26 protein-coding genes are annotated in these 22,468 nt (G+C 73.2%); 13 read left to right on the top strand and 13 right to left on the bottom strand.

The genetic code is table 11. The annotated features are described in order from the left end of the window. Positions 1-19 precede the first annotated feature (19 nt). Together L615_RS18860 and L615_RS18855 are read left to right on the top strand one after the other, a co-directional pair. Entirely contained in the window at positions 20-1,234 is a 1,215-nt protein-coding gene (locus L615_RS18860; protein ID WP_145726115.1) for a globin domain-containing protein, read from the top strand. A gap of 201 nt (positions 1,235-1,435) precedes the next feature. Next, the gene (locus tag L615_RS18855) at positions 1,436-2,290 is read left to right on the top strand and encodes a hypothetical protein (protein WP_028656451.1); all 855 of its coding nucleotides are present in this window, start codon (positions 1,436-1,438) and stop codon (positions 2,288-2,290) included. Here the strand turns inward: L615_RS18855 and L615_RS18850 are convergent. Then, a complete protein-coding gene (locus tag L615_RS18850; protein WP_145726114.1) occupies positions 2,266-3,051 on the bottom strand; it encodes a TetR/AcrR family transcriptional regulator in 786 nt (261 codons plus the stop codon). The two genes, L615_RS18855 and L615_RS18850, sit on opposite strands and share 25 nt — an antisense overlap. 208 nt (positions 3,052-3,259) lie before the next feature. On the opposite strand from L615_RS18850, the gene L615_RS18845 reads away from it, so the two are divergent. Then, positions 3,260-3,850: a hypothetical protein gene (locus L615_RS18845; protein WP_145726113.1), complete on the top strand. Its 591-nt coding sequence runs from the start codon at positions 3,260-3,262 to the stop codon at positions 3,848-3,850. Positions 3,851-3,888: 38 nt separating this feature from the next. On the opposite strand, the gene L615_RS18840 is transcribed toward L615_RS18845, so the two are convergent. Next, positions 3,889-4,332 carry a MarR family winged helix-turn-helix transcriptional regulator gene (locus tag L615_RS18840; RefSeq protein ID WP_222430617.1) on the bottom strand — a complete coding sequence of 148 codons (444 nt, stop codon included), beginning with the start codon at positions 4,330-4,332 and terminating at the stop codon, positions 3,889-3,891. Positions 4,333-4,464: 132 nt separating this feature from the next. Between L615_RS18840 and L615_RS18835 the strand changes: the two genes are divergently transcribed. Beyond that, positions 4,465-6,501 carry an MMPL family transporter gene (locus tag L615_RS18835; protein ID WP_145726111.1) on the top strand — a complete coding sequence of 679 codons (2,037 nt, stop codon included), beginning with the start codon at positions 4,465-4,467 and terminating at the stop codon, positions 6,499-6,501. 12 nt (positions 6,502-6,513) lie between these two features. Here the strand turns inward: L615_RS18835 and L615_RS18830 are convergent, their stop codons facing one another. Next, the gene (locus L615_RS18830) at positions 6,514-7,998 is read right to left on the bottom strand and encodes an NAD(P)/FAD-dependent oxidoreductase (protein ID WP_145726110.1); all 1,485 of its coding nucleotides are present in this window, start codon (positions 7,996-7,998) and stop codon (positions 6,514-6,516) included. A 187-nt stretch (positions 7,999-8,185) separates the two neighbouring features. Here L615_RS18830 and L615_RS18825 point away from each other — a divergent pair, with 187 nt between their 5' ends. Together L615_RS18825 and L615_RS18820 are read left to right on the top strand one after the other, a co-directional pair. Next, the gene (locus L615_RS18825; RefSeq protein ID WP_186449932.1) at positions 8,186-8,671 is read left to right on the top strand and encodes a CAP domain-containing protein; all 486 of its coding nucleotides are present in this window, start codon (positions 8,186-8,188) and stop codon (positions 8,669-8,671) included. Between the two features lie 29 nt (positions 8,672-8,700). Further along, the gene (locus tag L615_RS18820) at positions 8,701-9,924 is read left to right on the top strand and encodes a CdaR family transcriptional regulator (RefSeq protein ID WP_145726108.1); all 1,224 of its coding nucleotides are present in this window, start codon (positions 8,701-8,703) and stop codon (positions 9,922-9,924) included. A gap of 19 nt (positions 9,925-9,943) precedes the next feature. On the opposite strand, the gene L615_RS18815 is transcribed toward L615_RS18820, so the two are convergent. Then, the gene (locus L615_RS18815) at positions 9,944-10,630 is read right to left on the bottom strand and encodes a hypothetical protein (RefSeq protein ID WP_028656444.1); all 687 of its coding nucleotides are present in this window, start codon (positions 10,628-10,630) and stop codon (positions 9,944-9,946) included. Positions 10,631-10,681: 51 nt separating this feature from the next. On the opposite strand from L615_RS18815, the gene L615_RS18810 reads away from it, so the two are divergent. Both L615_RS18810 and L615_RS18805 read left to right on the top strand, forming a co-directional pair. Then, positions 10,682-10,918, top strand: coding sequence for a hypothetical protein (locus L615_RS18810; protein ID WP_145726107.1), 237 nt, complete (start codon positions 10,682-10,684; stop codon positions 10,916-10,918). Positions 10,919-11,159: 241 nt separating this feature from the next. Further along, positions 11,160-11,738, top strand: a complete 579-nt coding sequence (locus L615_RS18805) for a TMEM165/GDT1 family protein (protein ID WP_145726106.1) — start codon at positions 11,160-11,162, stop codon at positions 11,736-11,738. 126 nt (positions 11,739-11,864) lie between these two features. Here L615_RS18805 and L615_RS18800 read toward each other — a convergent pair whose 3' ends face one another. After that, a complete protein-coding gene (locus L615_RS18800) occupies positions 11,865-13,157 on the bottom strand; it encodes an LVIVD repeat-containing protein (protein ID WP_145726105.1) in 1,293 nt (430 codons plus the stop codon). 36 nt (positions 13,158-13,193) lie between these two features. Here L615_RS18800 and L615_RS18795 point away from each other — a divergent pair, with 36 nt between their 5' ends. Continuing rightward, complete coding sequence (locus L615_RS18795) at positions 13,194-13,751, top strand: DUF305 domain-containing protein (protein ID WP_222430616.1); 558 nt, start codon at positions 13,194-13,196, stop codon at positions 13,749-13,751. Positions 13,752-13,839: 88 nt separating this feature from the next. Here the strand turns inward: L615_RS18795 and L615_RS18790 are convergent, their stop codons facing one another. Genes L615_RS18790 through L615_RS18780 form a run of 3 tightly spaced genes read right to left on the bottom strand, consistent with a single transcriptional unit; the run spans position 13,840 to position 16,335 of the window. After that, entirely contained in the window at positions 13,840-14,817 is a 978-nt protein-coding gene (locus L615_RS18790; RefSeq protein WP_145726104.1) for a zinc-binding dehydrogenase, read from the bottom strand. A gap of 40 nt (positions 14,818-14,857) precedes the next feature. Then, positions 14,858-15,739, bottom strand: a complete 882-nt coding sequence (locus L615_RS18785) for an RNA polymerase sigma-70 factor (protein ID WP_145726103.1) — start codon at positions 15,737-15,739, stop codon at positions 14,858-14,860. Beyond that, on the bottom strand, positions 15,736-16,335 hold the full coding sequence (locus L615_RS18780; protein WP_028656437.1) for a carboxymuconolactone decarboxylase family protein: 600 nt from the start codon (positions 16,333-16,335) through the stop codon (positions 15,736-15,738). Before L615_RS18780 ends, L615_RS18785 begins: the two co-directional genes overlap by 4 nt. Before the next feature lie 355 nt (positions 16,336-16,690). Between L615_RS18780 and L615_RS18775 the strand changes: the two genes are divergently transcribed. Further along, positions 16,691-17,302, top strand: coding sequence for a TetR/AcrR family transcriptional regulator (locus L615_RS18775; RefSeq protein ID WP_028656436.1), 612 nt, complete (start codon positions 16,691-16,693; stop codon positions 17,300-17,302). A 33-nt stretch (positions 17,303-17,335) separates the two neighbouring features. Here L615_RS18775 and L615_RS23515 read toward each other — a convergent pair whose 3' ends face one another. Then, on the bottom strand, positions 17,336-18,193 hold the full coding sequence (locus tag L615_RS23515; protein ID WP_186449931.1) for a hypothetical protein: 858 nt from the start codon (positions 18,191-18,193) through the stop codon (positions 17,336-17,338). 55 nt (positions 18,194-18,248) lie between these two features. On the opposite strand from L615_RS23515, the gene L615_RS18765 reads away from it, so the two are divergent. Next, positions 18,249-18,620, top strand: coding sequence for a metalloregulator ArsR/SmtB family transcription factor (locus L615_RS18765; protein WP_145726102.1), 372 nt, complete (start codon positions 18,249-18,251; stop codon positions 18,618-18,620). Further along, a complete protein-coding gene (locus tag L615_RS18760; protein WP_145726101.1) occupies positions 18,620-19,546 on the top strand; it encodes a cation diffusion facilitator family transporter in 927 nt (308 codons plus the stop codon). Before L615_RS18765 ends, L615_RS18760 begins: the two co-directional genes overlap by 1 nt. Positions 19,547-19,578: 32 nt before the next feature. Here L615_RS18760 and leuE read toward each other — a convergent pair whose 3' ends face one another. Continuing rightward, on the bottom strand, positions 19,579-20,235 hold the full coding sequence (gene leuE, locus L615_RS18755; RefSeq protein WP_145726100.1) for a leucine efflux protein LeuE: 657 nt from the start codon (positions 20,233-20,235) through the stop codon (positions 19,579-19,581). 68 nt (positions 20,236-20,303) lie between these two features. Here leuE and L615_RS18750 point away from each other — a divergent pair, with 68 nt between their 5' ends. Next, positions 20,304-20,921 carry a dihydrofolate reductase family protein gene (locus tag L615_RS18750; protein WP_028656431.1) on the top strand — a complete coding sequence of 206 codons (618 nt, stop codon included), beginning with the start codon at positions 20,304-20,306 and terminating at the stop codon, positions 20,919-20,921. A gap of 3 nt (positions 20,922-20,924) precedes the next feature. Here the strand turns inward: L615_RS18750 and L615_RS18745 are convergent, their stop codons facing one another. From L615_RS18745 to L615_RS18735, 3 genes are read right to left on the bottom strand one after another with little or no spacing between them, the layout of a single operon-like run. Further along, positions 20,925-21,320, bottom strand: a complete 396-nt coding sequence (locus L615_RS18745; RefSeq protein ID WP_145726099.1) for a VOC family protein — start codon at positions 21,318-21,320, stop codon at positions 20,925-20,927. Between the two features lie 46 nt (positions 21,321-21,366). Continuing rightward, the gene (locus L615_RS18740; protein ID WP_145726098.1) at positions 21,367-21,843 is read right to left on the bottom strand and encodes a GNAT family N-acetyltransferase; all 477 of its coding nucleotides are present in this window, start codon (positions 21,841-21,843) and stop codon (positions 21,367-21,369) included. Next, the gene (locus L615_RS18735) at positions 21,831-22,439 is read right to left on the bottom strand and encodes a TetR/AcrR family transcriptional regulator (RefSeq protein WP_145726097.1); all 609 of its coding nucleotides are present in this window, start codon (positions 22,437-22,439) and stop codon (positions 21,831-21,833) included. Before L615_RS18735 ends, L615_RS18740 begins: the two co-directional genes overlap by 13 nt. Positions 22,440-22,468: the final 29 nt, after the last annotated feature.

The raw sequence follows: 22,468 nt of genomic DNA, 5'->3' as shown, positions 1-22,468 counted from the left end.
GCACACCTTGGAGGGAATTGTGCTCAGCCCCACCTCGACCGAGGTCATCCGCGCGACGCTGCCTGTCGTCGGCGCTGCCATCGGTGAGATCACCCCGCTCTTCTACTCGAAGATGTTCGCCGCGCACCCCGAGCTGCTGCGCGACACCTTCAACCGCGGCAACCAGAAGGCCGGCGACCAGCCGCGTGCCCTCGCGGCCTCGATCGCCCGCTACGCCACGATGCTCGTCGACCCGGCAACGCCGGAGCCGGCAGAGATGCTCTCGCGGATCGCACACAAGCACGCCTCGCTCGGCGTCCGGGAGGACCAGTACGAGGTCGTCCACACCCACCTGTTCGCGGCGATCGTCGAGGTGCTCGGCGACGCGGTCACCGCAGAGGTCGCCGCCGCGTGGGACGAGGTCTACTGGCACATGGCGCGTGACCTCATCGCCATCGAGCGTGGCCTGTACGCCGCCGCAGGCACCGACCCCGAGCACGTCTTCCGTGACCTGGTCGTCGCTGCGCGCACGCAGGAGTCGCCCGACACCGTGTCGTTCCGGCTCGCCGCCCCGGACGGCACGCCGCTGCCGGCAGCGCAGCCCGGGCAGTACGTCTCCGTCGGCGTCCGGCTGCCCGACGGGGCGCGGCAGGTCCGGCAGTACAGCCTGGTCCGGTTCGGCGAGGACGAGTGGACGATCACGGTGAAGGCCGTCGCTGCCCGCACCTCCGAGGACGGCACGGAGATCCCCGAGGGCGAGGTGTCGAGCTTCCTGCACCGCAACGTCTTCGAGGGCGACACCCTGCAGGTCTCGCCGCCCTTCGGCGACCTGATCCTCGACGACTCCGAGGCCCCGCTGGTCCTGGTCTCCGCCGGCATCGGGACCACGCCGATCGTCGGCATGCTGCACCACCTCAAGCACTCCGGCAGCACCCGGGCGGTCACCGTGCTCCACGCCGACCGGTCGCCCTCGCACCACGCCCTGCGCCGGGACCTGAAGGAGCTGGTCGGCACGATCGACGGCGCCACGCTGGTCCGGTGGTACGAGGACCTCGGCACCCGCCACCCGCGCGCCGACCTGGCCGCCGGGCTGATCGACCTCGCCGCGGTCGACGTCCCCGTGGGCGCCCGGGCCTACCTGTGCGGGCCGCTGCCGTTCATGGAGTCCGTGCACGCCGGGCTGGTGGCGAAGGGCGTCGCGAGCGACGCCATCCACTACGAGGTGTTCGGCCCCGACAAGTGGCTGGCCGGCTGACCTGAGGTGCAGGCGGCGGCCGGCTCCCCCGAGCCGGCCCCGCTCGCCTCGCGCCCGGGCAGCACCAGGGCGCCGAGCGCGGCAGCGCCGGGCATACGGCGGGGCGCCGGGACGACCGGGAGTTCTGTCGGACCCCGTCCCTACGGTTCCCCCTGCACGTCGCACCACGGACGAGCAGCAGGCACAGCACAAGGGGCGCCCATGACCATCGACCTCGGCCGGATCGGCCTCTTCCTCACCGTCCTCTCCGAGGAGGGGCAGCTCGAGCACGCCTGGCAGTTCGCCGCGGACGGCACGGGCTTCCACGCCGACCTCGGCATCGGGTCGTTCCACGTCTCCTACGTCCCGGACGACCAGACCGACCAGGTCGGCGTCGCGTGGACCCAGCTCGTCGCCGGCGAGCACCAGCTCGGTGCGGCCGCGTCGGTCGTCGCGGTCGAGGAGCGCGACGACACGCTGCTCGGCCGGCTCAGCCTGGTCGACCCGACCGCCGTCCTCGACCCGGAGGACTGCGCGGGCGTCGCGCCGGAGGACCGGATGTTGCAGTACGTCGCCGTCGTCAGCCTCGTCGGGGCCGGGTTCGACGTCGCCGACCGCGTGCGGCCGGTCGCCGAGACGCTCGCCGCCCTGCCGGAGGAGGCCGACCTGGGCGACGACGAGCGCGCGCTCATGACGATCCTGGTCCGCGACGCCGAGCGGCTCGAGCAGGTCGTCGAGCGCTTCTGGCAGTTCGTCCGGCTGCGTGAGGACGGCGAGGAGTCCCTTGCCGCGCACGAGCTGGACTGGCCGGCGGCGGTCGAGGCGCTCGTGGACGACACCACGTCGACCGCGATGCTCGGCGTCCTGTTCGGCAGGTTCGAGGAGAGCTCGATCCACGAGCACGTCTTCTTCCACCCCGCCGCCGACCGCACCCTGCGCGAGCGCGTCGTCGCGTCGTGGGACCGCATCGCGTCGCCCGACCGCCCGCAGCCGTACGGCGACCCGGCGGCTCCGTCGAGCGCGTTCACCGCCGACCGGGCCGCGTCCGTGGCCTACCTGCTCTCCGGCGCCGCCTGAGCGTCGATGAGCGCGGCCAGGCCGTCGAGGGTGCGGGCGAGGCCGAACTCCCAGGCGTGGCCGGCGCTCCACGCCGCCCCTTGCGCCTCGCCGGCCGCCGCGCCGATGCGCACCGCGCGCGGGTAGGCCTCGGGGTCGAAGGCGCGCTCCAGCACCGGCTGGTTGGCGGCCCACCACTCGGCGTCGCTCATCGCGCTGTCCGTCGTCGCCCGCGCGGCGTCGTGGGCGGCGCGGCAGTGCGACTGCACGAAGCCGAGCAGGAAGGTGAGTGCTGCGTCGGTGTCCACGTCGTCGAGACCGGTGCCGTCGAAGGCGGCCAGCTCGTGCTCGTACTTCGCCATCAGGCCGGGGCCGAGGGGCGGCCGGCTGAGCGCGGCCACCTCGGTGAGCCACGGGTGCGCGAGCAGGAGGTCGCGGTTGGCCTCCGCGACCCCGGTGAGGCGGCTGCGCCACGAGCGGCTGCGCCAGGCGGGCCGCGGCATCGCGAAGTAGAGCGCGTCGACCATGAGGTCCAGCAGCTCGGCCTTGCCGGGGACGTAGGTGTAGACCGACATCGCCGAGACGCCGACCCGCTCGGCGAGCGCCCGCATCGTCACTGCGGCGAGGCCCTGCTCGTCGGCAAGGGCGAGCGCGCTGGTGACCAGCTGCTCGACGCTGACCGACCGGCCCGGTCCCTTGCGCCGCGGCCCCGCCGAGGGATCGCCCCACAGCAGTGCGAGCGTGCGGCTCGGCTCGCCGCGCCCCGTCTCCCGCTCCGTCATGCCCCCATCCTCGCACTCGTGCCGTACGACGTACGGAGAAGGGACGCGTCGGGAGTGCCCGTCAGGAGTGCCGGTCGAGAGTGCCAGTGGCTCAATGTGACGATGGCGCCCGCCTCCCGATCGTCCTAGGTTGCCAAGTGGGCCCGGCCGGGGCCCACTCGGCGGCCTCGACCGGTCTCGCGCACACCATCGACCGAGGAGGCAACCGATGTTCATCCAGGTGATCTGCGCGCCCTGCACCCGGCAGGACGACGCGCACGCACTCATCGACGAGTGGCGCCGCGACCTCGCCCCGGGGGCGACCGGCTGGCTGGGCGGCACCTACGGCTTCACCGACGACGACCAGCTGATGGCCGTGGTCCGCTTCGCGTCCCGCGAGGACGCGCGGGCGAGCTCCGACCGTCCGGAGCAGGGCGCGTGGGCCGCGCGCTTCACGGCGCTCATGGACGGATCGCTGGAGTACCACGACTGTGACGACGTCACGATGATGCTGGACGGCGGCTCCGACGACGCCGGCTTCGTCCAGGTCATCCGCGGGCGCGTCGACGACCCGTCCCGGCTCAAGGCGATGATGACCGACACCGAGACGATGCACGAGATGCGGCCGGAGATCATCGGCGCGACCCTCGCGCTCGAGGCGGACGGCAGCTTCATCGAGACCGTCGCGTTCGCCAGCGAGGAGGCGGCCCGTGCCGGCGAGAAGGTCGAGCCGCCGGCCGAGGTGCAGCAGGAGCTCGCCTACGCCCTGAAGGACGCGACCTTCCACGACCTGCACCACCCCTGGTTCCACAGCGCCTGACGGCGCCGATCCCCGCAGCCGACGGCCCTGCCGTCGCGTCAGCCGTCGTCGGCTCCGCCCCGGTCCCCCTTGTCCGGGGCGGGGTCGGCGACCACGACCTCGATGCACTCCAGCGCGCCGCGCAGGTAGCGCTCGACGACCGCGCGCTCGTCGGGGGAGAGCCCGGCGTCGAGGCGGGCGAGGCCGGCGAACATCGGCGCGAGGTGCCGCTGCACCTCCGCGGTGGCGCTGTCGGTGATGTGCAGCTGCGTACGACGCCGGTCGGTCTCGTCCGGCACCCGGTCGAGGTGCCCGCGGCGGCTGAGCCGGTCGACGATGCCGGTCGCCGCGGCGCTGGTGACGTCGAGGTGGCGGGCCAGGGCCCCCGGTCCCACCGGTCCGTGGCTGAGCCGCTCGAGCGCGGCGAGCTCGACCTCGCTCAGTCCCGCACGCCGGGCGACGACGTGCCGCAGCCGGGCTGCGGCCTCGAGCAGCGTGCGCAACGTCTCCAGTGACTCGGTCGCATGCCACGGCCGGCTCGCGGGTACCTCCGGGCTCTCGTCCACCACAGGTGTCTCACTTTCTTGACTATCAAGTATCTTAACAACAGACACCGACCCCGAGGAGCTCCCCGCATGACCGACGTCGACCGCAGCCCTGCTGTCCTCCCGCAGCTCCGGCGGCGTACCGCGTGGTTCGTCGCCCTGGTCCCGCTGGTGCTGGCGATCCTCGCGATCGGCATGGTCGGGGAGGGCGAGCGCGAGCAGCAGCCCACCGACTCCCTGCCGCGCGGCTTCGACAGCGCGCTGGCCGCGGACCTCGACGACGAGCTCGGCGAGGAGGAGCAGAGCGTCGCGGTCGTGCTGTTCACGGCGGAGGACGGCGGCAAGGTCGACCCCGGCAGCCTGCAGGAGGTCGTGAAGGCCATCGGCGGCGTCCCGCCGAGCCTCACCGTCGCCGACGACGCCAGCGCGGCGTTCGTGATCGTGCCGGTCGAGGCGTCCTCGGCCAGCGCGACCGCCGACCTCGTTGAGGAGATGCGGGGCGAGCTCGAGGACGGCGTGCCCGACGGCGTCACCGCGGCCGTCACCGGCCCCGCGGGGATCCAGGCCGACCTCGCGAACGTCTTCGACGGCGCCAACACCCGGCTGCTGCTGGCCMCCGCCACGGTCGTCGCGTTCCTGCTCGTGATCACCTACCGCAGCCCCGTGCTGTGGCTGGTCCCGCTCACCGTCGTCGGCATCGCGGACCGGCTCGCCGCGATCCTCGCCACCAGGGTGATGGCGGCCCTCGACGTCGCGTGGAACGAGTCGACGGTCGGCATCCTGTCGGTGCTCGTCTTCGGCGCCGGCACCAACTACGCCCTGCTCCTCATCTCCCGCTACCGCGACGAGCTCGGTCGCCACGAGTCGCGCCACGAGGCGATGTCCCTCGCGCTGCGTCGTACGGCGGAGCCGGTGCTCGCGAGCGCGACCACGGTCATCGTCGGCCTGCTCACGCTGCTGCTCTCGCTCACGCCGAGCACCCGCGGCCTGGGCCTGGCCTGCGCGATCGGCATCGTGGTCGCGGCGAGCTTCGTGCTCGTGGTGCTGCCGGCGGCGCTGGTCCTCTTCGGCCGGTGGATCTTCTGGCCGCGGACGCCCAAGGTCGGCACCACCCCGCTCGCCGAGCAGACCTCGCTGTGGCACCGCGTCGGCGGCCTGGTCCGCCGCCGCCCGGCGCTGCTCGCCGGCCTGACCGTCGCGCTGCTCGCCGTGCTGTCCGTCGGCCTGCTGAACGTCTCGACCGGGCTCGACCGCGACGACCAGTTCCTCGACACCCCGGAGGCCATCACCGCCGGCGAGCGGCTCGCGGAGTCCTTCCCGGCCGGAACCTCCAGCCCGACCGAGGTGCTCACCCGGGAACGGCCGGACGCCGTGCTCGGCGCGATCGAGGACGCCCCGGGTGTCTCGTCTGCCCAGGTCGCCGGCGAGGGGAACGGCATCACCCGGATCGACGTCGTGCTCGACGCCCGTCCCGGAACGGCCGACGCCCGCGCGGCGATCGGCGACCTGCGCGAGGCGCTCTCCGACTTCGACGACACCCACGTCGCGGGGGAGGAGGCGACCGCGGTCGACGAGCGCGACGGCGCCTCCCGCGACCGCAAGGTCGTGCTGCCGCTGATCCTCGGCGTGGTGCTGGTCGCGCTCGTGCTGCTGCTGCGCTCGATCCTCGCGCCGGTGCTGCTGGTGGCGACGGTGCTCGCGACCTACGCGGCGAGCATGGGCGCGTCGTGGTGGCTGTTCACCGGACCGCTCGGGTTCGACGCGCTCGACGTGTCGGTGCCGCTGTTCGCCTTCCTCTTCCTCGTGGCGCTGGGCGTCGACTACAACATCTTCCTCGTCACCCGGGCGCGCGAGGAAGCCAGGACCCACGGCACCCGCGACGGGATGCTGCGCGCCCTGGCGGCGACCGGCGGCGTGATCACCAGTGCCGGCGTGCTGCTCGGTGCGGTGTTCGCGGTGCTCGGCGTGCTGCCGCTGGTGGTCCTGGCCCAGCTCGGCGTCGTGGTCTGCCTCGGTGTGCTGCTGGACACGCTGCTGGTGCGCACGGTGCTCGTGCCCGCGCTCGGGGTGCTGCTCGGCGACCGGTTCTGGTGGCCGGCCCGGGTCTCGGCGAAGCAGGCCGCCTGACCGGCCCCCGGCTCAGCCGGCTGTGACCGCCTCGCGCTCGCGCGTGGCGAAGCGCAGGTGCTCGTCCACCACGGGCCCGCCGCGCACGAGGCGCACGTCCTCGGCGTACGACATCGACATCAGCCACGGGTAGCGGTCGCCCTGGCGCGGCAGGTCGTCGATGGAGCGTTGCACGTAGCCGGCCGCGAAGTCGAGCAGGGGCCGCGTCTCCATCTCCGGCGCCTCGGGCACGCACACGTCGTGGCCGTGCTCCTCCATGTGCGCCAGCAGGCGGCAGAAGTGCTCGCACAGCAGGCCGACCTTGAGCGTCCACGACGAGTTCGTGTAGCCGATCGCGAAGGCCAGGTTGGGGACGCCGCTGAGCATCATCCCCTTGTAGGCGACGTGGTCGGGCGCGTGCAGCGGCGTGCCGTCCACGGTGATGGCGATGCCGCCGAAGAGGCGCAGGTTGAGCCCGGTCGCGGTGACGACGACGTCGGCCGCGAGGTGCTCGCCGGACTCCAGCTCGATGCCGTCCTCGGTGAAGGTGCGGATCCGGTCGGTGACCACGTCGGCGTGGCCGTCGCGGATGGTGCGGAACAGGTCGCCGTCCGGGACGGCGCACAGCCGCTGGTCCCACGGGTCGTACGGCGGGTTGAAGTGCGTGTCGACGTCGAACCCGTCGGGCAGCGCGCGTTCGTTGACCGTGCGGATCAGTGTCCGCGCGGTGCGCGGGAAGGTCTGGCAGAACTGCCAGACCAGCCGTTGCTTGAGGATGTTCTTGCGCCGCGCCAGCGCGTAGCCGCGCTCTTCGCCGAGCACGGAGCGCAGCCGGTTGGCCAGCTTGTCCTCCGACGGCACCGGCATGACGTACGTCGGCGTGCGCTGCAGCATCGTCACGTGGTCCGCGCCCTCCGCGACCAGCGCCGGGACGAGGGTGACCGCGGTGGCGCCGGAGCCGATGACGACGACCCGCTTGCCCGCATGGTCGAGGTCCTCGGGCCAGTGCTGCGGGTGCACGACCTCGCCGCGGAACCGGTCGCGTCCGGGGAAGTCCGGCGCGTAGCCGGCGTCGTAGTCGTAGTAGCCGGTCGCGCCGAAGATCCAGCCCGCGGTCAGGGTGAGCTGATCGCCGGTGTCGGTGCGCTCGACCCGCACCGTCCAGCGGGCGTCCGCGGTCGACCACGCGGCGTCGACGACCCGGTGGTGGTAGCGCACGTGCGGCTCGACGCCGTACTCCTCGGACGTCTCGCGCAGGTAGGCGAGGATCCGGTCCGCACTCGCGATCGACTTCGGGTCGGTCCACGGCTTGAACTCGTAGCCGAAGGTGTGGAGGTCGGAGTCGGAACGGATGCCGGGGTAGCGGAACAGGTCCCAGGTGCCGCCGGACGCCCCACGCGCCTCGAGCACCGCGAAGGTGGTCCCGGGCCGCTCGGTGAGCAGGTAGCGCGCCGCGCCGATGCCGGAGATGCCGGCGCCGACGACGAGGACGTCGAGGTGTTCGGGGCTGCTGGTCATCTCTCCATGGTGCGTCCCGCTGCGTGGACGACGGCAGGTCATCTGGCCCCGTGTGCGCCCTGCAGGTGGTGCGGAGTGCACCCGATCGGGTGCGCCCCCGACTCCCGACGCGGGGGTGTCGGGTACCGCCGGAGGGACATGCCCGGGGGGGGACAGGTGGGACTTGACTCGGAAAGGAACACCTCGCATGACCAGATTTCTCCGCTCCGCTGCCGTCGGCCTGATGGCGTCCGCCGCGCTGGTCGCGGCGCCTGACGCCGCGCCTCCCGCCGCGGAGGCCCGCACCGTCGTGGCCAAGAGCAACACCTACGAGCGCAACGTGATGCGGCACATCAACAAGCGGCGTGCCAACAACGGCATGCGGGGGGTCAAGGCCTCGGCCTGCGTCGACCGGTACGCCGAGAGCCGCGCCCGCCGGATGGCGAACGAGAACCGGATGGTGCACTACCCCGGCCTGCGCCGGGTGTTCACCGGCTGCGGAGGCCGCCTCGTCGGCGAGATCATCGCCCGCGGCCGCGGCTTCAACAAGGCGGCCGTCGTGGTCCGCGCCTGGATGCACTCGCGCAGCCACCGTGACGTGATCCTGACCCGCAAGTTCCGGCAGGCCGGCGTCGGCGCCTGGCGTGACGGCAGCGGCACCGTCTTCGTCAGCGTGGTCTTCCGCGCCCCCTGACCGGGGCCGGCGGGCCCTATGCTCCCGCCATGAGCTGGCCGGACCCCTCGCCGCGCACGCGGGAGCTGATCCGGCAGGCTGCGGAGGCGGCGGTGCAGTCGCAGGAGCAGTGGGTCGAAGCCGTCCACGAGGCGACGCTGTCCGCCCCCTCGACCGCCGCGATCGCCGCCGACCCCGCGCTCGCGGAGGCCCTGCGCCGGGCGAACTTCGACAACCTCTTCGCCTGGGCGAGCGCCAACGTCCGCGCCCCGGGCGAGCCGGTGCCGGCCAACACCAGCACGGTGCAGCTCGACGTCGCGCGCGACCTGGTGCGCCGCGGGCTGGACGCGGTCGGCCTGGACGCCTACCGCACCGGGCAGAACGTGGCGTGGGAGTCGTGGATGCGGATCTGCTTCGGCCTGACCCGCGACTCCGACGAGCTGGAGGAGCTGCTGCAGGTCTCCGCCGCGTCGATCTCGGCGTTCGTCGACGAGACGATCGAGGCGGTCACCGAGCGGATGGCGGCGGAGCGCGACGAGCTGACCCGGGGGTCGCAGGCAGAGCGGCGCGACATGGTGGCGCTGGTGCTCGAGGGCGCGCCGGTCTCGATGACCCGGGCCGAGTCGGTGCTCGCGCACCCGCTCGACGGTGACCAGACGGCGGCGGTGGTCTGGACGACCGACCCCGAGAGCGACCTCGGCCGGCTCGAGCGGGCGGCCGAGGCGGTGATGCGCGCGTGCGGCGCCCGGCGACGACTGACCGTGCTCGCCGCGGCCGGCACGCTGTGGGTGTGGGTGCCGGTCCCGACCGAGCCCGACCGCGGCCAGCTGGTGGCCGCCCTGCGGCGCACCCCGGAGGTGCGGGTCGCGCTCGGGGGTCCGGCCCCCGGGGTGGAGGGCTTCCGGCGCAGCCACCACGACGCCGTCGAGGTCCGCCGCCTCGTGGCGCGGCTGGGCACCGCCGACCAGCTCGTCGCCTTCGCCGACGTGCAGCTGGCGACGCTGGTGACGCGCGACGAGGCCCGCGCGGCGGAGTACGTCGCGCAGGTGCTCGGCGAGCTGGCCGACGCCCCGGACGAGCTGCACGAGACGGTGCGGGTCTACCTCGCCGAGCTCGGCAACGCCTCGGCCGCCGCGGCCCGGCTGTTCACGCACCGCAACACGGTGCTGCGCCGGCTCGCGCGCGTCGACGAGCTGCTGCCCCGCCCGCTCGCGGAGGACCCGCTGCGGGTCTGGGTCGCGCTCGAGGTGCTGCGCTGGCAGGTCCGCGGCTGAGCAGGCGGCGGTCTGCGGGTCAGCCGGCGGCGCCTCCGCGCTGGGGTGCGGCCGAGACCTCCGCCAGCCGGACGGCGGCGTGGCGCACGATCGCTGCCTCCTCCTCGTCACGCACCGCCTCGTGCGGCACCGCGCCGCCGAGCAGCGCAGCCGGCTGGGTCAGCCACGCCCACACCTGCCACGGGTCCATCCGGGCCGCCAGCAGCGGCTCGAGCACCGGCGCGAGCTCGTCGCGCAGCTCGCCGGCGTCGGTGAGCTGGAAGGCCGGCACCAGCGTGCCGCCCTCGTGCGGCACCACCAGCAGCGCGTTGCGCCCGGCCGCCTTGTGCACCGCGAACCGGGCAGCGTTCTCCGAGGTGCCGCGCACCTCGGCCAGGCTCGCGTAGGTGTGGCAGGGGCTGGCCAGCAGCGCGGCGCGGACCTGCGCCTTGCGGCGCAGCTGCACCAGCGTGACCGGCACGGCGTGCGCCGGGTCGTCCCCGTCCTGGCGCAGCACGCGGTCGAGGTCGGCGAGCTGCTCGGGCGTCAGCGGAGCGCCGGTGCCGGGGTCGCGCCAGTGCACCGCACCACCGAGGTCGCGCTCGAAGGTCGGCAGGCCGGCCTCCGCCAGCTGGCCGGCCAGGCCGAGCTCCTCGAGCCAGGCCGCCAGCCGGGGGCCGGTGCCGGCGGCGTCGTACGCGTGCTGCTCGTCCTGCATGGTGACCAAGCCTCCCATCCCCGCTGGGAAGAGCGCACGCGGTCGGTTAGCGTGCTGCCCATGACTCGGGATCATCGACGGATGGAGGCGGGACGGGCGTGGTCCGTCCGCCAGCTGGTCGCCTACCGGAGGCTCATCGTCAACGGTGAGCGGATCGACCCGGAGCGGGCGGTCGCCGACTACCTGCGCGCCAACCCGCGCGCCGACCTCGACGCCAGGGCCACCTTCCCGGAGTGGGAGCGCGGCCGCGTCTCCGGCGACACCGCGCAGCGGATCCAGGGCCTGCCCATCCGCTGACCCGTCCGGGGCTGCCGTGGTGATTCCGGTGCGACGGCAGGCACCGGCTAGGGTGGACGGCGAAAGGGAGTAGTCCCCAACAGCCGCGTCGACACACTGACCTCCGGGTCCGGTGCGGCAGGCCACCGGTGAGTCAGGTGGCGGACGAGACTTTCGACCAGATCGCCGACCCTGACGGGCGCCTGGTCGAGAGCGTCCGGAGCGGACTCCCCTCGGCCGGCGCCGAGAGGAAATCCACCCCATGTACGCCTTCCTGCTGTCCACCGCGGTCATCTTCGTCGCCGAGCTCGGCGACAAGAGCCAGCTGATGGCGATGACCTTCGCGGCGCGCTACCGCGCCCGTGACGTGCTCATCGGCATCACCGCCGCCACCGCGCTCGTCCACCTCGCCTCGGTCGGCATCGGTGCGCTGATCGGCGACGCGTTCGCCGACTACCAGGGCACGATCTCGGTCGTCGCCGGCCTGGCCTTCATCGGCTTCGCGCTGTGGACGCTGCGCGGCGACGAGCTCACCGACGAGGAGGCCGACAAGGCCCGCAACGCCACCGGTGCCGCGATCCTCGCCGTGGGCGTCGCGTTCTTCCTCGCCGAGCTCGGTGACAAGACCATGCTCGCCACGATCACCCTCGCCACCCAGGAGGGCTGGTTCGGCACCTGGCTGGGCTCCACGCTGGGGATGGTCGCCGCCGACGCGCTGGCGATCCTGGTCGGGGCGATGCTCGGCAAGCGGCTGCCCGAGAAGGTCATCGCCTATGGCGCCGCGACACTCTTCGCGCTCTTCGGCCTCCTGCTCGTGGCGGACGGCGCGGGCTGGCTCTGACGCCGGCCGCTCGCCGGACGCCCCCCGGACGCAACGGAGCCCCCGTCGGGTCGACGGGGGCTCCGCTCCTGGAGGGGCCAGGAGGTCCGGTCTCGTGCTGCCGGTGTCGTGCTGCCGGGCTGCCGGTCAGTACGACGTCTGGGACTGCACGTTGAGCTCGTCGCTCGTCACGCCGTTGGCCCGGGCCACGCGCGGGTCGTTGACCTTGAAGACGTCGAAGCCCATCTGGATGTCGCTGGAGTAGATGTGGCCGTTGTACCAGTACGCCGACCACGAGCCGCCGAGGATCAGCCGCTCCTCCGACAGCGGGCCGCGGTCGAACCACGCGATCTCCTCCGGGTTCGCCGAGTCGGTGAAGTCCCACACGGAGATGCCGCCCTGGTACCACGCCTGCACCATGATGTCGCGGCCCTTGACCGGGATCAGCGAGCCGTTGTGGGCGACGCAGTTCTCGGTGTTGGCCTGGGTGCGCGGGATCTTGAAGTACGACCTGAACTCCAGCTTGCCGCCGACGATGTCGTAGATGCCGTCGGCGCCCTTGACGTCACCGACCGTCGGGTTGCAGGTCGGGCCGCCGCCACCGCCGAGCTCGTCGGTGAAGACCACCTTGGTTCCGGCGTTGTTGAAGGTCGCCGAGTGCCAGAACGCGAAGTTCTCGGTGTCGCGCACCTGCTCGGTCACGACGGGGTTCTCCCGGTCGGAGATGTCGATCAGCACGCCGTCACCCATGCAGGCACCCGCGGCGATGTCCTTGGCCGGGTAGGCCGTCAGGTCGTGGCAGCCCGAGGTCGTGCTGGAGTAGCCGCCGGACGGGTTGCCGCCGTCGGGGAAGAGCACCGGCTCGCTGACGACCGCCGCCGTCTCCGGCGCGTCCACCGGGACCTTCACCACGCTGATCAGGTCGTGCGGCGGCTGGCAGTCGGGGAAGTTCGCGTTCGGGGAGTACGACGACACGTAGACGTAGACGTCCTTGCCGTCCTTCGACGGGGCGAGCGTGTGGGTGTGCGAGCCGCACCTGGTCTCGACCGACGCGACGTACTGCGGTGCGGTGGGCTCGCTGATGTCGAAGACGCGGATGCCCTCCCACGACTCCTTGATCGTCGCGGACTGGCCGACGTTGTCGCAGGTGTCGTTGCTGCGGCTCGAGTCGACGCTGAGCACCAGCAGGTCGCCGTACACGGAGATGTCGTTCTGCGAGCCGGGGCAGACCACCTGGGTCACCAGCTGCGGCTTGTGCGGCTTGCGGATGTCGTAGACCGACAGGCCGTCGTAGTTGCCCTGGAAGGCGTAGTCGCCCTGGAAGGCGAGGTCGGTCTGGAACGCGCCCTCGGCGGCGAACGCCCCGGACTTCGGGATGTTCGCGAGCAGCGTGATGTTCTTGCTCTTGTCGACCTCGCCCTCGGGGGCTGCCTCGACCACGAGGACGACGGGCGGGCGCAGTCCGACCCGGCGCCGGTGGTGCTCCAGCCGGGCGGCCCCGGCGAGGAGGCGCAGACCGTCGGACCGGACGCCGGTGCTGCGGAGGGCGACTTCTCGCACGACGACGTCGCCTTCGTGCAGATGATGATCCCGCACCACGCGCAGGCGCTGGTCATGTCGGACCTCGCGCCCGGACGGGCCGAGTCGCGCCAGGTGAAGGCGCTCGCGCGCCGGATCTCCGCCGCCCAGCGCCCGGAGATCCTGACCATGGCCGCGTGGCTGCAGGAGAAGGGCTTCTCGGTGCCCACCGCTGCCGACGACCCCAGCGCCTACGACCACGGCGAGCACGGGCACGCCACGATGCACGGGATGCTCAGCGACGAGCAGATGCGCGCCCTCGAGGCTGCCAGCGGGGCGGAGTTCGACCGCCTCTTCCTCGAGGGGATGATCCAGCACCACCAGGGCGCCATCGAGATGGCCGACGCCGTCGCCCGGCGCGGCAGCGACGTGCGGGTCACCGAGATGGCCGAGGAGATGGTCATCGGCCAGGGCGCCGAGGTGGACCGGATGCGGGCCGTGCTCGAGCGGCTCTAGCGCTCGGCACGCTCGCCCGCGCCGGCGGGCTCCCACGCGAACCCGTCGGGGTCGGTGCTCGGGTGCTTCTCGATTCCTGACGGGTTCGTCAGGGCCGCAGCAGCACCTTGCCCGACCGGCCGGGCTCCGCGTTGGCGGCGGCCGCGTCGCGCACGTCCTCCAGCGCCACGATCCGGTCGACCGGCAGCGTCAGCGAACCGTCGCCGATGCGCTGCGCGAGCTCGGCGTAGAGCGCGTTGCGCTGCTCGGCCGGCATCGTCCGGGCGACGGTGCTCGCCCAGAACCCCCGCACGCTGGCCTGCTTGAAGATCAGGTCGCCCGACGACAGCTCCATCGTCGGCGACTGCATCGCACCGAAGACGACCAGCAGCCCGTTCTCCGCGAGCAGCGACAGCACCTCGCCGCTCGCGCGGCCGCCGACGGAGTCGACGCCGACCGCGACCGGCGCGCCGCCGGCGATCTCCTGCACCCGGTCGCGCCAGTCGTCGCCGTCCGTGGCGACGACCTGCCCGATGCCGAGGGCGGCCAGCTCGTCGACCGCGTCCGCCCGGCGCACCAGGCCGAGCACGTTGACGCCGCGGGCAGCGCCGAGCTGGGCGACCATCCGCCCGACCGCGCCGTTCGCGGCGTTCTGCACCAGCCAGTCGCCGGGCTGGAGGTCGAGCGACTCCAGCAGCGCGATCGCGCTGAACGGCATCGACACCAGCTGGGCGGCGACCTCGTCGGGGATCGCGTCGGGCACCGGCAGCAGCCCGCCCGCGCGGGCGACGAAGTGCTCCGCCCACGCCCCGAAGCTGCCACCTGACGCGACCCGCTGCCCGACCTCGAGCCCCGCGACGCCCTCGCCGAGCGCCTCCACGACCCCGACCGCCTCGGTCCCCGCCCGCGCCGGCAAATCCGGCTTGAAGCCGTAGGACCCGCGGATCGTCCACAGGTCGTGGTTGTGCACCGCCGCGAGCAGCGTGCGCACCCGCACCTCGCCGGGCCCGGGCTCCGGGACCGCCACGTCCTCGACGGTGAGGACCCGGGTCGGGTCTCCGAACTCGTGGTGCATCACGGCGCGCATGGGGACCAGCATGGTGGGCGGGTCAAGGCGCGGGGCCGGCTCACCCCTCCCGGCTCAGCACCGCCTCGCTGTCCAGGGCGGTCAGCTTGTGCGGGTTGCGGACGACGTAGATGTGGGTGACCTGGCCGTCCTCGATGGCGAAGCTGACGGCGGTGAGCTCGCCGCGGGCGCGGATCAGCGCGGCGGGGGCACCGTTGAGCCAGACCAGGTCGAGGGTGGCGTCGGGGGCGAGGACGGTGAAGCTGGCCAGCAGGCGGGCGACCGGCTCGGCGCCGGAGAGCGGCTTGCGGATCGCGTTGGCGATGCCGCCGCCGTCGGCGCGGAGCAGCACGTCGGGGGCCATCGCGTCGAGCAGGGACTGCACGTCGCCGGTCTGCACCGCCGCCATGAACCGCTCCACGACGGCCTGCTGCTCGCGGCGGTCGACCTCGTTGCGGGGCCGGCGGGAGGCGACGTGGTTGCGGGCCCGCAGCGCGACCTGGCGCACGGCGGCGGACGTCTTGCCCACGGCAGCGGCGATCTCGTCGTACGGCATGTCGAAGACCTCGCGCAGCACGAACACCGCGCGCTCGGTCGGGCCGAGCGTCTCCAGCACCGTCAGCATCGCCATCGAGACGCTCTCGGCGAGCTCCACGTCCTCGGCGACGTCGGGGGCGGTGAGCAGGGGCTCGGGGAGCCACTCGCCGACGTAGTCCTCGCGCCGGCGGGCGAGGGTGCGCAGGCGGTTGAGGGACTGGCGGGTGACGATGCGGACGAGGTAGGCCCGGGGGTCCACGACCTCGGCGTGGTCCACCGCGGCCCACCGCAGCCAGGTCTCCTGCACGACGTCCTCGGCGTCGGCTGCGGAGCCGAGCATCTCGTAGGCGACCGTGAAGAGCAGGTTGCGGTGGGCGACGAAGGGGTCGGTGTCCCGAGACGTCATGCCTGCGAGCCTACGACCGCCGACGGGCCCGGCTGGGCGAGCGGCTTCATGCCGCAGGCGGCGGCGAAGCCCTCCGACTCGATGCCCAGCGAGGTGTTCGAGCGGGTCGTCATGTTGGCGAACCCGATGACGGTGGTCAGCTCGAGCAGGCCGGCCGGGCCGAGTGCGGCGAGCAGCGGCTCGACCATCTCGTCGGTGACCGTCGGCGGCGTCATGCTGGCCGCCTCGGCGTACTCCATCACCTGGCGCTCCAGCGGGCTGAACACCTCGGAGTCGCGCCAGCGCGGGACCTCGCGGGCCTTGTCCTCGTCGAGGCCCTTGTCGCGGGACATGAAGTAGTTGAAGTCGAGGCACCACGAGCAGCCGACGAGCGAGGCGACGGCCATGTGCGCGTAGGTCTTCAGCGTCTCGTCGCACTCGTCCCACTTCTGCAGCTTCTGGCCGTAGCTCATGCTCGCCTTCAGCGCGGGCAGGTGGTGCCACATCACGCCGAGGGACTCCGGCACGTGGCCGAACATCTTGGCGGAGAACTTCTTCACGAGCGCGCCGTAGACGCCAGTGATGGGCTTGGCGGGGATGCGGGGGGTGGTGGCCATGGTGTCTCCTCCTCGGTCGGCCAGGTCGCTCCTGGCGGGTTCTGGCATGGAGACACCGGCCACCGCCCGCGTGTGACACGGGACGGCGCTGCGTCGCGAAGAGGGACCAGGGGCCGGACGGCGACCATCATCAGCGGGGTGGGACTCCCGCTGATGACGGCCGTCCGTGCCGCGGGCGGCCGGATGGCCCGGCGGTCGGTAGGGCTCGACGCGCCGTGCCCGGGGTTCGCCACGAAGTGGCACCTCTAGGTAAACCCGGATGCTTGACACTCGTCAAGACCTGCCTTGACGGATGCCCAGTTGTTGCCCATCGCCCGGGGGTCAGGGAGCGGGGTCCGGGGGTAGCCTCGAAGGGATGACGACCGCCCAGGCTCGTCGTACCCCCGCCGACAGGCACGACGAGCGTCGACAAGCACTGGCCGACTCCGCGCTGCGGACCCTCGGCGAGCTGGGCTACGCCCGCGCGAGCCTGCGCGAGATCGCGAACAACTCGGAGTTCTCCCACGGCGTCGTCCACTACTACTTCCGCGACAAGCTCGAGCTGATCGTCTACTGCGTGCGGGAGTACAAGGCGCGCTGCGTCCACCGGTACGACGAGGTGGTGGAGACCTCGCGCACCCCCGAGGAGCTCGTGGCCGGCTTCGCCGACAAGCTGGTCGAGACGATCGTCGAGGAAGCGCCGATGCACCGGCTCTGGTACGACCTGCGCTCCCAGAGCATGTTCGAGGAGTCGCTGCGCGAGGCGGTGCTGCAGATCGACCAGACCCTCGAGGACATGGTCTGGCGCGTGGTCACGACGTACGCCGACCTGTCGGGGCGCGCTCCCGCGATGGCCTCGGCGGTCACCTACGGCATCCTCGACGGCCTCTTCCAGCAGGCCCTGCTCGGGCACCTCTGCGACAAGGAGGGCGTGCTCGACGAGCTGCGCCACCGGGTGCACGACCTGATGCCGGTGCTCCTCACCTGAACCCTGGCACAGGTCCGGCGGCCGGCCCGCGGGTCAGCCGGGGCGGCGGTCGGCGAACGACAGCCCGAGCTGGGCCAGCGCGGCCTCCAGCCGGTCGAGCGCGATCGGGCCGACCCCGTGCAGGGCGGCCAGGTCGTGCCGGGTCCACGTGCTGACCGCCTGGAGCGTGTGCAGGTCGACCGCGCGCAGCGCCCGGGTGGCCGGGGCGCCGATGGTGCGCGGCAGGGGCGTGCCCTCCCGGCGCGGGGCGCGCTCGCGGGGACCGTCCTCGTGGTCGAGGACCACCTCGCCGCGCGGGGAGAGGCGCTGGCCGCTGAGCCGGACCTCGCCGTCGGGCAGGCCGGGGACGGCGCAGATGTGGTAGCCGATGGCGAGCGACTCGGTCAGTCCGCGCTCCTTGAGCTTGCGCACGTCGCGCTTGAACTCCGCGGTGGGGCGGCCGAGCCGCGCGGCGAGCTCGGGCGCGCGGACCTCCGGGTTGCGGTCGATGAGGCGCAGGGTGTCACGGGTCCACGGGCCGACCGGCGAGGCGGCGTCGAGGCGGTCCAGGCCCGCGAGGATGGCCACCACCTCCGCTGGGCCGGGCAACTGCCCGCGCAGCGTCTCGCGCGGGTCGACGCCGGCGTAGCGCAGCCCGACCCGGAAGACCGGCCGCTCGGCGCGGGCGGCGAGCACGTCCTTGAGGGCGGCGAGGGAGTGCGCCCCGGCCCGCCGTGCGTCCTCGGCGCGCAGCGAGGACAACGGGACCTGCTCGACGCTGACCACCTCGACGAGGCCGACGGCCGTGCGCAGGCGGGTGCCGACCTTCACCCGCGGGCGGTCCCACCGCCGGAAGGCGAGGTCGACCCGTCCCTCCCGGATGGCCTCGAGCTCCGCCGGTCGCATCAGCACGCAGGGGAGCATAGACCGGTTGACCAACGACGCCGAAGGGTGCTTACATCGCCATATGGCGATGAATCAGGTGGAGCGCGAGGKGGAGCCGCTCGTCGCGGCGGCGTGCCTGCTGCACGCGCTGAGCGACCCGAACCGGCTGGCGATCCTGCAGCACCTGGCCCTCGGTGAGCACCGGGTCGTCGACCTGACCGACCACCTCGGCCTCGCCCAGTCGACCGTGTCGAAGCACCTGGCCTGCCTGCGCGACTGCGGGCTGGTGGTGTCGCGACCGAGCGGCCGCGCGTCGATGTTCTCCCTCGCGCACCCGGCCGCGACCGCGGAGGTTCTGCGCGCGACCGAGCGCCTGCTGGAGGCGACGGGGGAGGCCGTCGTCCTCTGTGAGAACTTCGGGCCCGCCGCGCTGCACGGCGACGAGGCGTCCTGATGGGCGTCGGGCACGGGCACGGCCACCCGCCAGCGGGCGGCCCCGCCGGCCATGCGGGCGGGCGGCACCGGTGGCGGCTCGCGGTCTCGTTCGCGCTGGTCGCGGCCTTCTTCGTCGTCGAGCTGGTCGCCGGCCTGCTCAGCGGCTCGCTGGCCCTGGTGTCCGACGCGGGGCACATGGCCGCCGACGTCGTGGCCCTCGGGGCGGCACTCGTCGCGACGCGGATCGCCACCCGCGCGGACAGCACCGGACGTCGTACCTACGGCTCCTACCGGGCCGAGGTCTTCGCCTCCGGGCTGGCCGTGCTGATCATGCTCGGCGTCGCGGTCTACGTCGTGGTCGCCGCGGTGGGGCGGGTCGGCGAGGAGGTCGAGGTCGAGACCGGCGCGATGCTCGTGGTCGGTGCCCTCGGCCTGGCGGTCAACCTCGTCGCGCTGCTGCTCCTGCGCGCCGGTGCGAAGGAGTCCCTCAACGTCAAGGGCGCCTACCTCGAGGTCGTCGCCGACACGGCCGGCAGCGTCGGCGTGATTGCCGCGGGCGTCCTCGTCGCGGCCACCGGGAGCGGCGTGTGGGACACCGCCGTCGCCTTCCTCATCGGCGCCTTCGTCGCCGTGCGGGCCGTCCTCCTCGGCCGCGAGGTGCTCGCGGTGCTCGGCCAGCACGTGCCCGCCGGGATGGAGATCGACGCGGTCACCGCCTCGCTCGCCGCGGTCCCGGGGGTGTGCGACGTGCACGACCTCCATGTCTGGACCCTGACGTCGGGGATGAACGTCGCCACCGCCCACCTCGTCCTCACCGAGGGCGCCGACGCCGCCGCCACGCTGCGGGCCGGGCAGGCCGCGCTGCGCGAGGACCACGCCATCGAGCACGCCACCCTCCAGGTCGAGGGCCACCGCTGGGACGCGTGCGACGACGTCAGCTGGTGACCCTGCCGGGTCAGGTCCGGGTCAGGTCCGGGTCAGGCGCTGGCGAGGGAGAGCTTGACCGCGAAGCCGAGGAAGACCGCGCCGATCGCGGAGGTGCCGAGGGCCGAGAGCGAACGACGCCGGCGGAAGGTCTCGGCGAGGCGGGCGCCGCCGAAGATCAGGGCGGAGAGGTAGAGCACGCTGGCGAGCTGGGCGAGGGTGCCCAGGGCGAGGAAGGACACCGCCGGCTTGCCGTACGCCGGGTCGACGAACTGCACGAAGAAGGCGACGAAGAACAAGATCGCCTTCGGGTTGAGCAGGCTGATGACGAGCGCCCGCCGGTAGGGGCGCTCGCCGGGGACCGGCGGCGGTGCCCCGTCCTCGACCACCTGCACCGCCCGACGCCGCTCGCGCCACAGGGCGAACGCGCCGCGCAGCATGGTGAAGGCGAGGTAGCCGAGGTAGCCGGCGCCGACGTACTTCACGACCGCGAAGGCGACCTCGTTGGTCTTCAGCAGCGACGCCGCGCCAGCTGCGGAGAGGAACATCAGGACCGCGTCGCCGGTCCACACCCCGGCGGCGGCGCGGTAGCCGYCGGCCACGCCGCGGCGGGCGGCCACGGAGAGGACGTAGAGCGAGTTCGGACCGGGCAGCAGGATGATGAGGACCAGGCCGACGAGGTACGTCGAGAGGTCGGTGATGCCCAGCACGGAGAGATGCTGCCACGGCGCAGGCCGCGGGCGCGCTGAATTTCCGCGGGCGGGACGGTCTGCACGACATGGGCATCGTCACAGCCGACATCTCCACCACCCTCGACGGGTTCGCCTCGGGGCCGCGGCAGCGGCTGGAGCGACCGTTCGGCGACCTCGACGAGCAGCCGCTGCACGCGTGGATGTTCGACCACGGCGACGAGAGCCGGGCCGAGGTCGACGCGATCGTCGACGCGGGCGCGTTCGTCATGGGCCGCAACATGTTCAGCCCCCACCGGGGCGGGTGGGACCTCTCGTGGCGCGGGTGGTGGGGCGAGGACCCGCCGTACCACGCCCCTGTCTTCGTGCTGACCCACCACCCGCGCGACCCGCTCGAGATGCAGGGCGGCACGACCTTCCACTTCGTGACCGACGGCCTCGAGGCCGCGCTGGACCGCGCCCGGGACGCGGCAGGCGGGCGCGACGTCGCCGTCGCCGGCGGCGCGACCACCGTCAACGCCTGCCTGGCCGCCGGCCTGCTCGATGAGCTGCGCTGGCACGTGACGCCGCACGTGTCGGGCTTCTCCGTGGCCGACGGGCACGCCGGCTCCCGCCTCTTCGACGGGGTGCCGGCCGGTGCGATGGAGGCGGTGTCGGTGCGGCACACGCCGCACGTCACCCACCTGGTGCTCCGCCGCACCGGCTGAGCGTCACCCCTGCGGCGGGCAGAGGCAGAACGGGTGGCCGTCGGGGTCGAGCATGACCCGCCAGGTCATCCAGTCGGGCTGGTCGTCCTGCCCGGGGGCCACGGTCGCGCCCAGCGCCGTGGCGTGTTCGATGGCGGCGTCGAGGTCGGGCACCCGGAAGTCGAGGTGCGACTGCTGCGGCTGGTCCTGGCCCGGCCACTCCGGGCGCCGGTAGCCCTCGACGGTCTGGAAGTTCAGCGTGGTGCCGAGGACCTCGGCGCTGGCGTAGCCGTACTCCGGGTAGACGCCGGTGACCTTGCCGCCGCACAGGTCGGCGTAGAACTGCGCGAGCCGCGCGGCGTCGGGGGTGTCGAGGCAGACGGCGAGGAGCTCGGTGATGGGGGAGGTGCTGGTGCTCATGGACCCAGCGTGCACCGGCCCACCGACAGTCGGTGCCCGGCCGGCTTCAGAGCTCCCGGATGTAGCAGAGCATCCGGTAGTCCTCGCCCGGCTGGATGTTGGTGAAGCCGTGCCGCTCGTAGAACCGCCGGGTGTCGGTGTCGACCTCGTCGACGTTGATGTGCACCTCGATCGCGCCGCGGGCCAGCACCTCGTCGACCGCGCGGGTGAGCAGCGCCGTGCCGAGGCCGCCGTCGCGCAGCGCGGGTACGACGTAGAGCTCCTCGAGCTGGGCGAGCGGGCCGTCGCCGTACGGGGTCGGGCGCAGGGTCAGGTAGCCGAAGCCGGTCGGTCGCCGGTCCTCCTCCGCGAGCACCACGAGCACGTCGTCGCGGGCCAGCAGGCGTGCGAAGCGCGGCGTCAAGTCCTCGACGGTCGGCGTGGGCGACTCGAACTCGGTGTTGAAGTCGAAGAGCAGCCGGGCCACGACCCCGGCGTCGGTCGGGGTGGCGAGGCGGACGGTGCGACCGGTCACCTGACCCATGATGCCGCGAGGGAGCGGGCGGTGGCAGTGAGGCGGGCGGCGTCGTAGCGCTGCGGGTCCTCGAGCACGAGCCGGCCGAAGTGCTCGAGCAGCGCGATGATCCCGTGCGCCACCACCTCGGCGTCGACCTCCTCGCCGAGCACGGCGGTGACCACGCCCTCGACGAAGTCACGCACCCGCTGGCGGTCGCCCTCGATCCGGCTGCGCACCGCGTCGGGCACGTTGGCGGGGGACCGGAGGATCGCGCGCCAGGTCACCGGGTCGTCGAGCAGCATCCGGTGCAGCGCCGGGCAGGCCTGCTCCACCACCTCGACCGGGTCGGTGCTCTCGCCCGACGGCAGCGCGGCGAACAGCTGGCCGACCGCCCGGGCCTGCTGGCGGTCGAGCAGGGTCAGCAGCAGCGCGCCGAGGCCGTCGAAGGCGCCGTAGACCACCGGCCGTGTGACCCCGGCCTCCTTCGCGATCGCGTCGATGGAGACGCCGTCGTACCCGTCGCGGTCGATGACCCGCAGCGCCGCGTCGAGCAGCTGGGTGCGCCGCTCCTCCATGGGCATCCGCGCGGCGTAGGGACGTCGCTTGCGGGGCTGCGGTGACACGCCGCCACCCTAGGGCCTTCCAATTACTA

The sequence above is a fragment of the Nocardioides sp. J9 genome (genome assembly GCF_007829375.1).
GTDB lineage: Bacteria > Actinomycetota > Actinomycetes > Propionibacteriales > Nocardioidaceae > Nocardioides.
Note: the sequence above shows the minus strand (reverse complement) of the source record. Positions and strands in the feature narration are given on the sequence as shown.

Excerpts from the sequence above, each read along its gene's own strand:
- L615_RS18855 (WP_028656451.1), top strand. The coding sequence starts at position 1,436 with ATGACCATCGACCTCGGCCGGATCGGCCTCTTCCTCACCGTCCTCTCC.
- L615_RS18850 (WP_145726114.1), bottom strand. The coding sequence starts at position 3,051 with ATGACGGAGCGGGAGACGGGGCGCGGCGAGCCGAGCCGCACGCTCGCA.
- L615_RS18845 (WP_145726113.1), top strand. The coding sequence starts at position 3,260 with ATGTTCATCCAGGTGATCTGCGCGCCCTGCACCCGGCAGGACGACGCG.
- L615_RS18830 (WP_145726110.1), bottom strand. The coding sequence starts at position 7,998 with ATGACCAGCAGCCCCGAACACCTCGACGTCCTCGTCGTCGGCGCCGGC.
- L615_RS18825 (WP_186449932.1), top strand. The coding sequence starts at position 8,186 with ATGACCAGATTTCTCCGCTCCGCTGCCGTCGGCCTGATGGCGTCCGCC.
- L615_RS18820 (WP_145726108.1), top strand. The coding sequence starts at position 8,701 with ATGAGCTGGCCGGACCCCTCGCCGCGCACGCGGGAGCTGATCCGGCAG.
- L615_RS18810 (WP_145726107.1), top strand. The coding sequence starts at position 10,682 with ATGACTCGGGATCATCGACGGATGGAGGCGGGACGGGCGTGGTCCGTC.
- L615_RS18805 (WP_145726106.1), top strand. The coding sequence starts at position 11,160 with ATGTACGCCTTCCTGCTGTCCACCGCGGTCATCTTCGTCGCCGAGCTC.
- L615_RS18790 (WP_145726104.1), bottom strand. The coding sequence starts at position 14,817 with ATGCGCGCCGTGATGCACCACGAGTTCGGAGACCCGACCCGGGTCCTC.
- L615_RS18785 (WP_145726103.1), bottom strand. The coding sequence starts at position 15,739 with ATGACGTCTCGGGACACCGACCCCTTCGTCGCCCACCGCAACCTGCTC.
- L615_RS18780 (WP_028656437.1), bottom strand. The coding sequence starts at position 16,335 with ATGGCCACCACCCCCCGCATCCCCGCCAAGCCCATCACTGGCGTCTAC.
- L615_RS18775 (WP_028656436.1), top strand. The coding sequence starts at position 16,691 with ATGACGACCGCCCAGGCTCGTCGTACCCCCGCCGACAGGCACGACGAG.
- L615_RS18760 (WP_145726101.1), top strand. The coding sequence starts at position 18,620 with ATGGGCGTCGGGCACGGGCACGGCCACCCGCCAGCGGGCGGCCCCGCC.
- L615_RS18750 (WP_028656431.1), top strand. The coding sequence starts at position 20,304 with ATGGGCATCGTCACAGCCGACATCTCCACCACCCTCGACGGGTTCGCC.
- L615_RS18745 (WP_145726099.1), bottom strand. The coding sequence starts at position 21,320 with ATGAGCACCAGCACCTCCCCCATCACCGAGCTCCTCGCCGTCTGCCTC.
- L615_RS18740 (WP_145726098.1), bottom strand. The coding sequence starts at position 21,843 with ATGGGTCAGGTGACCGGTCGCACCGTCCGCCTCGCCACCCCGACCGAC.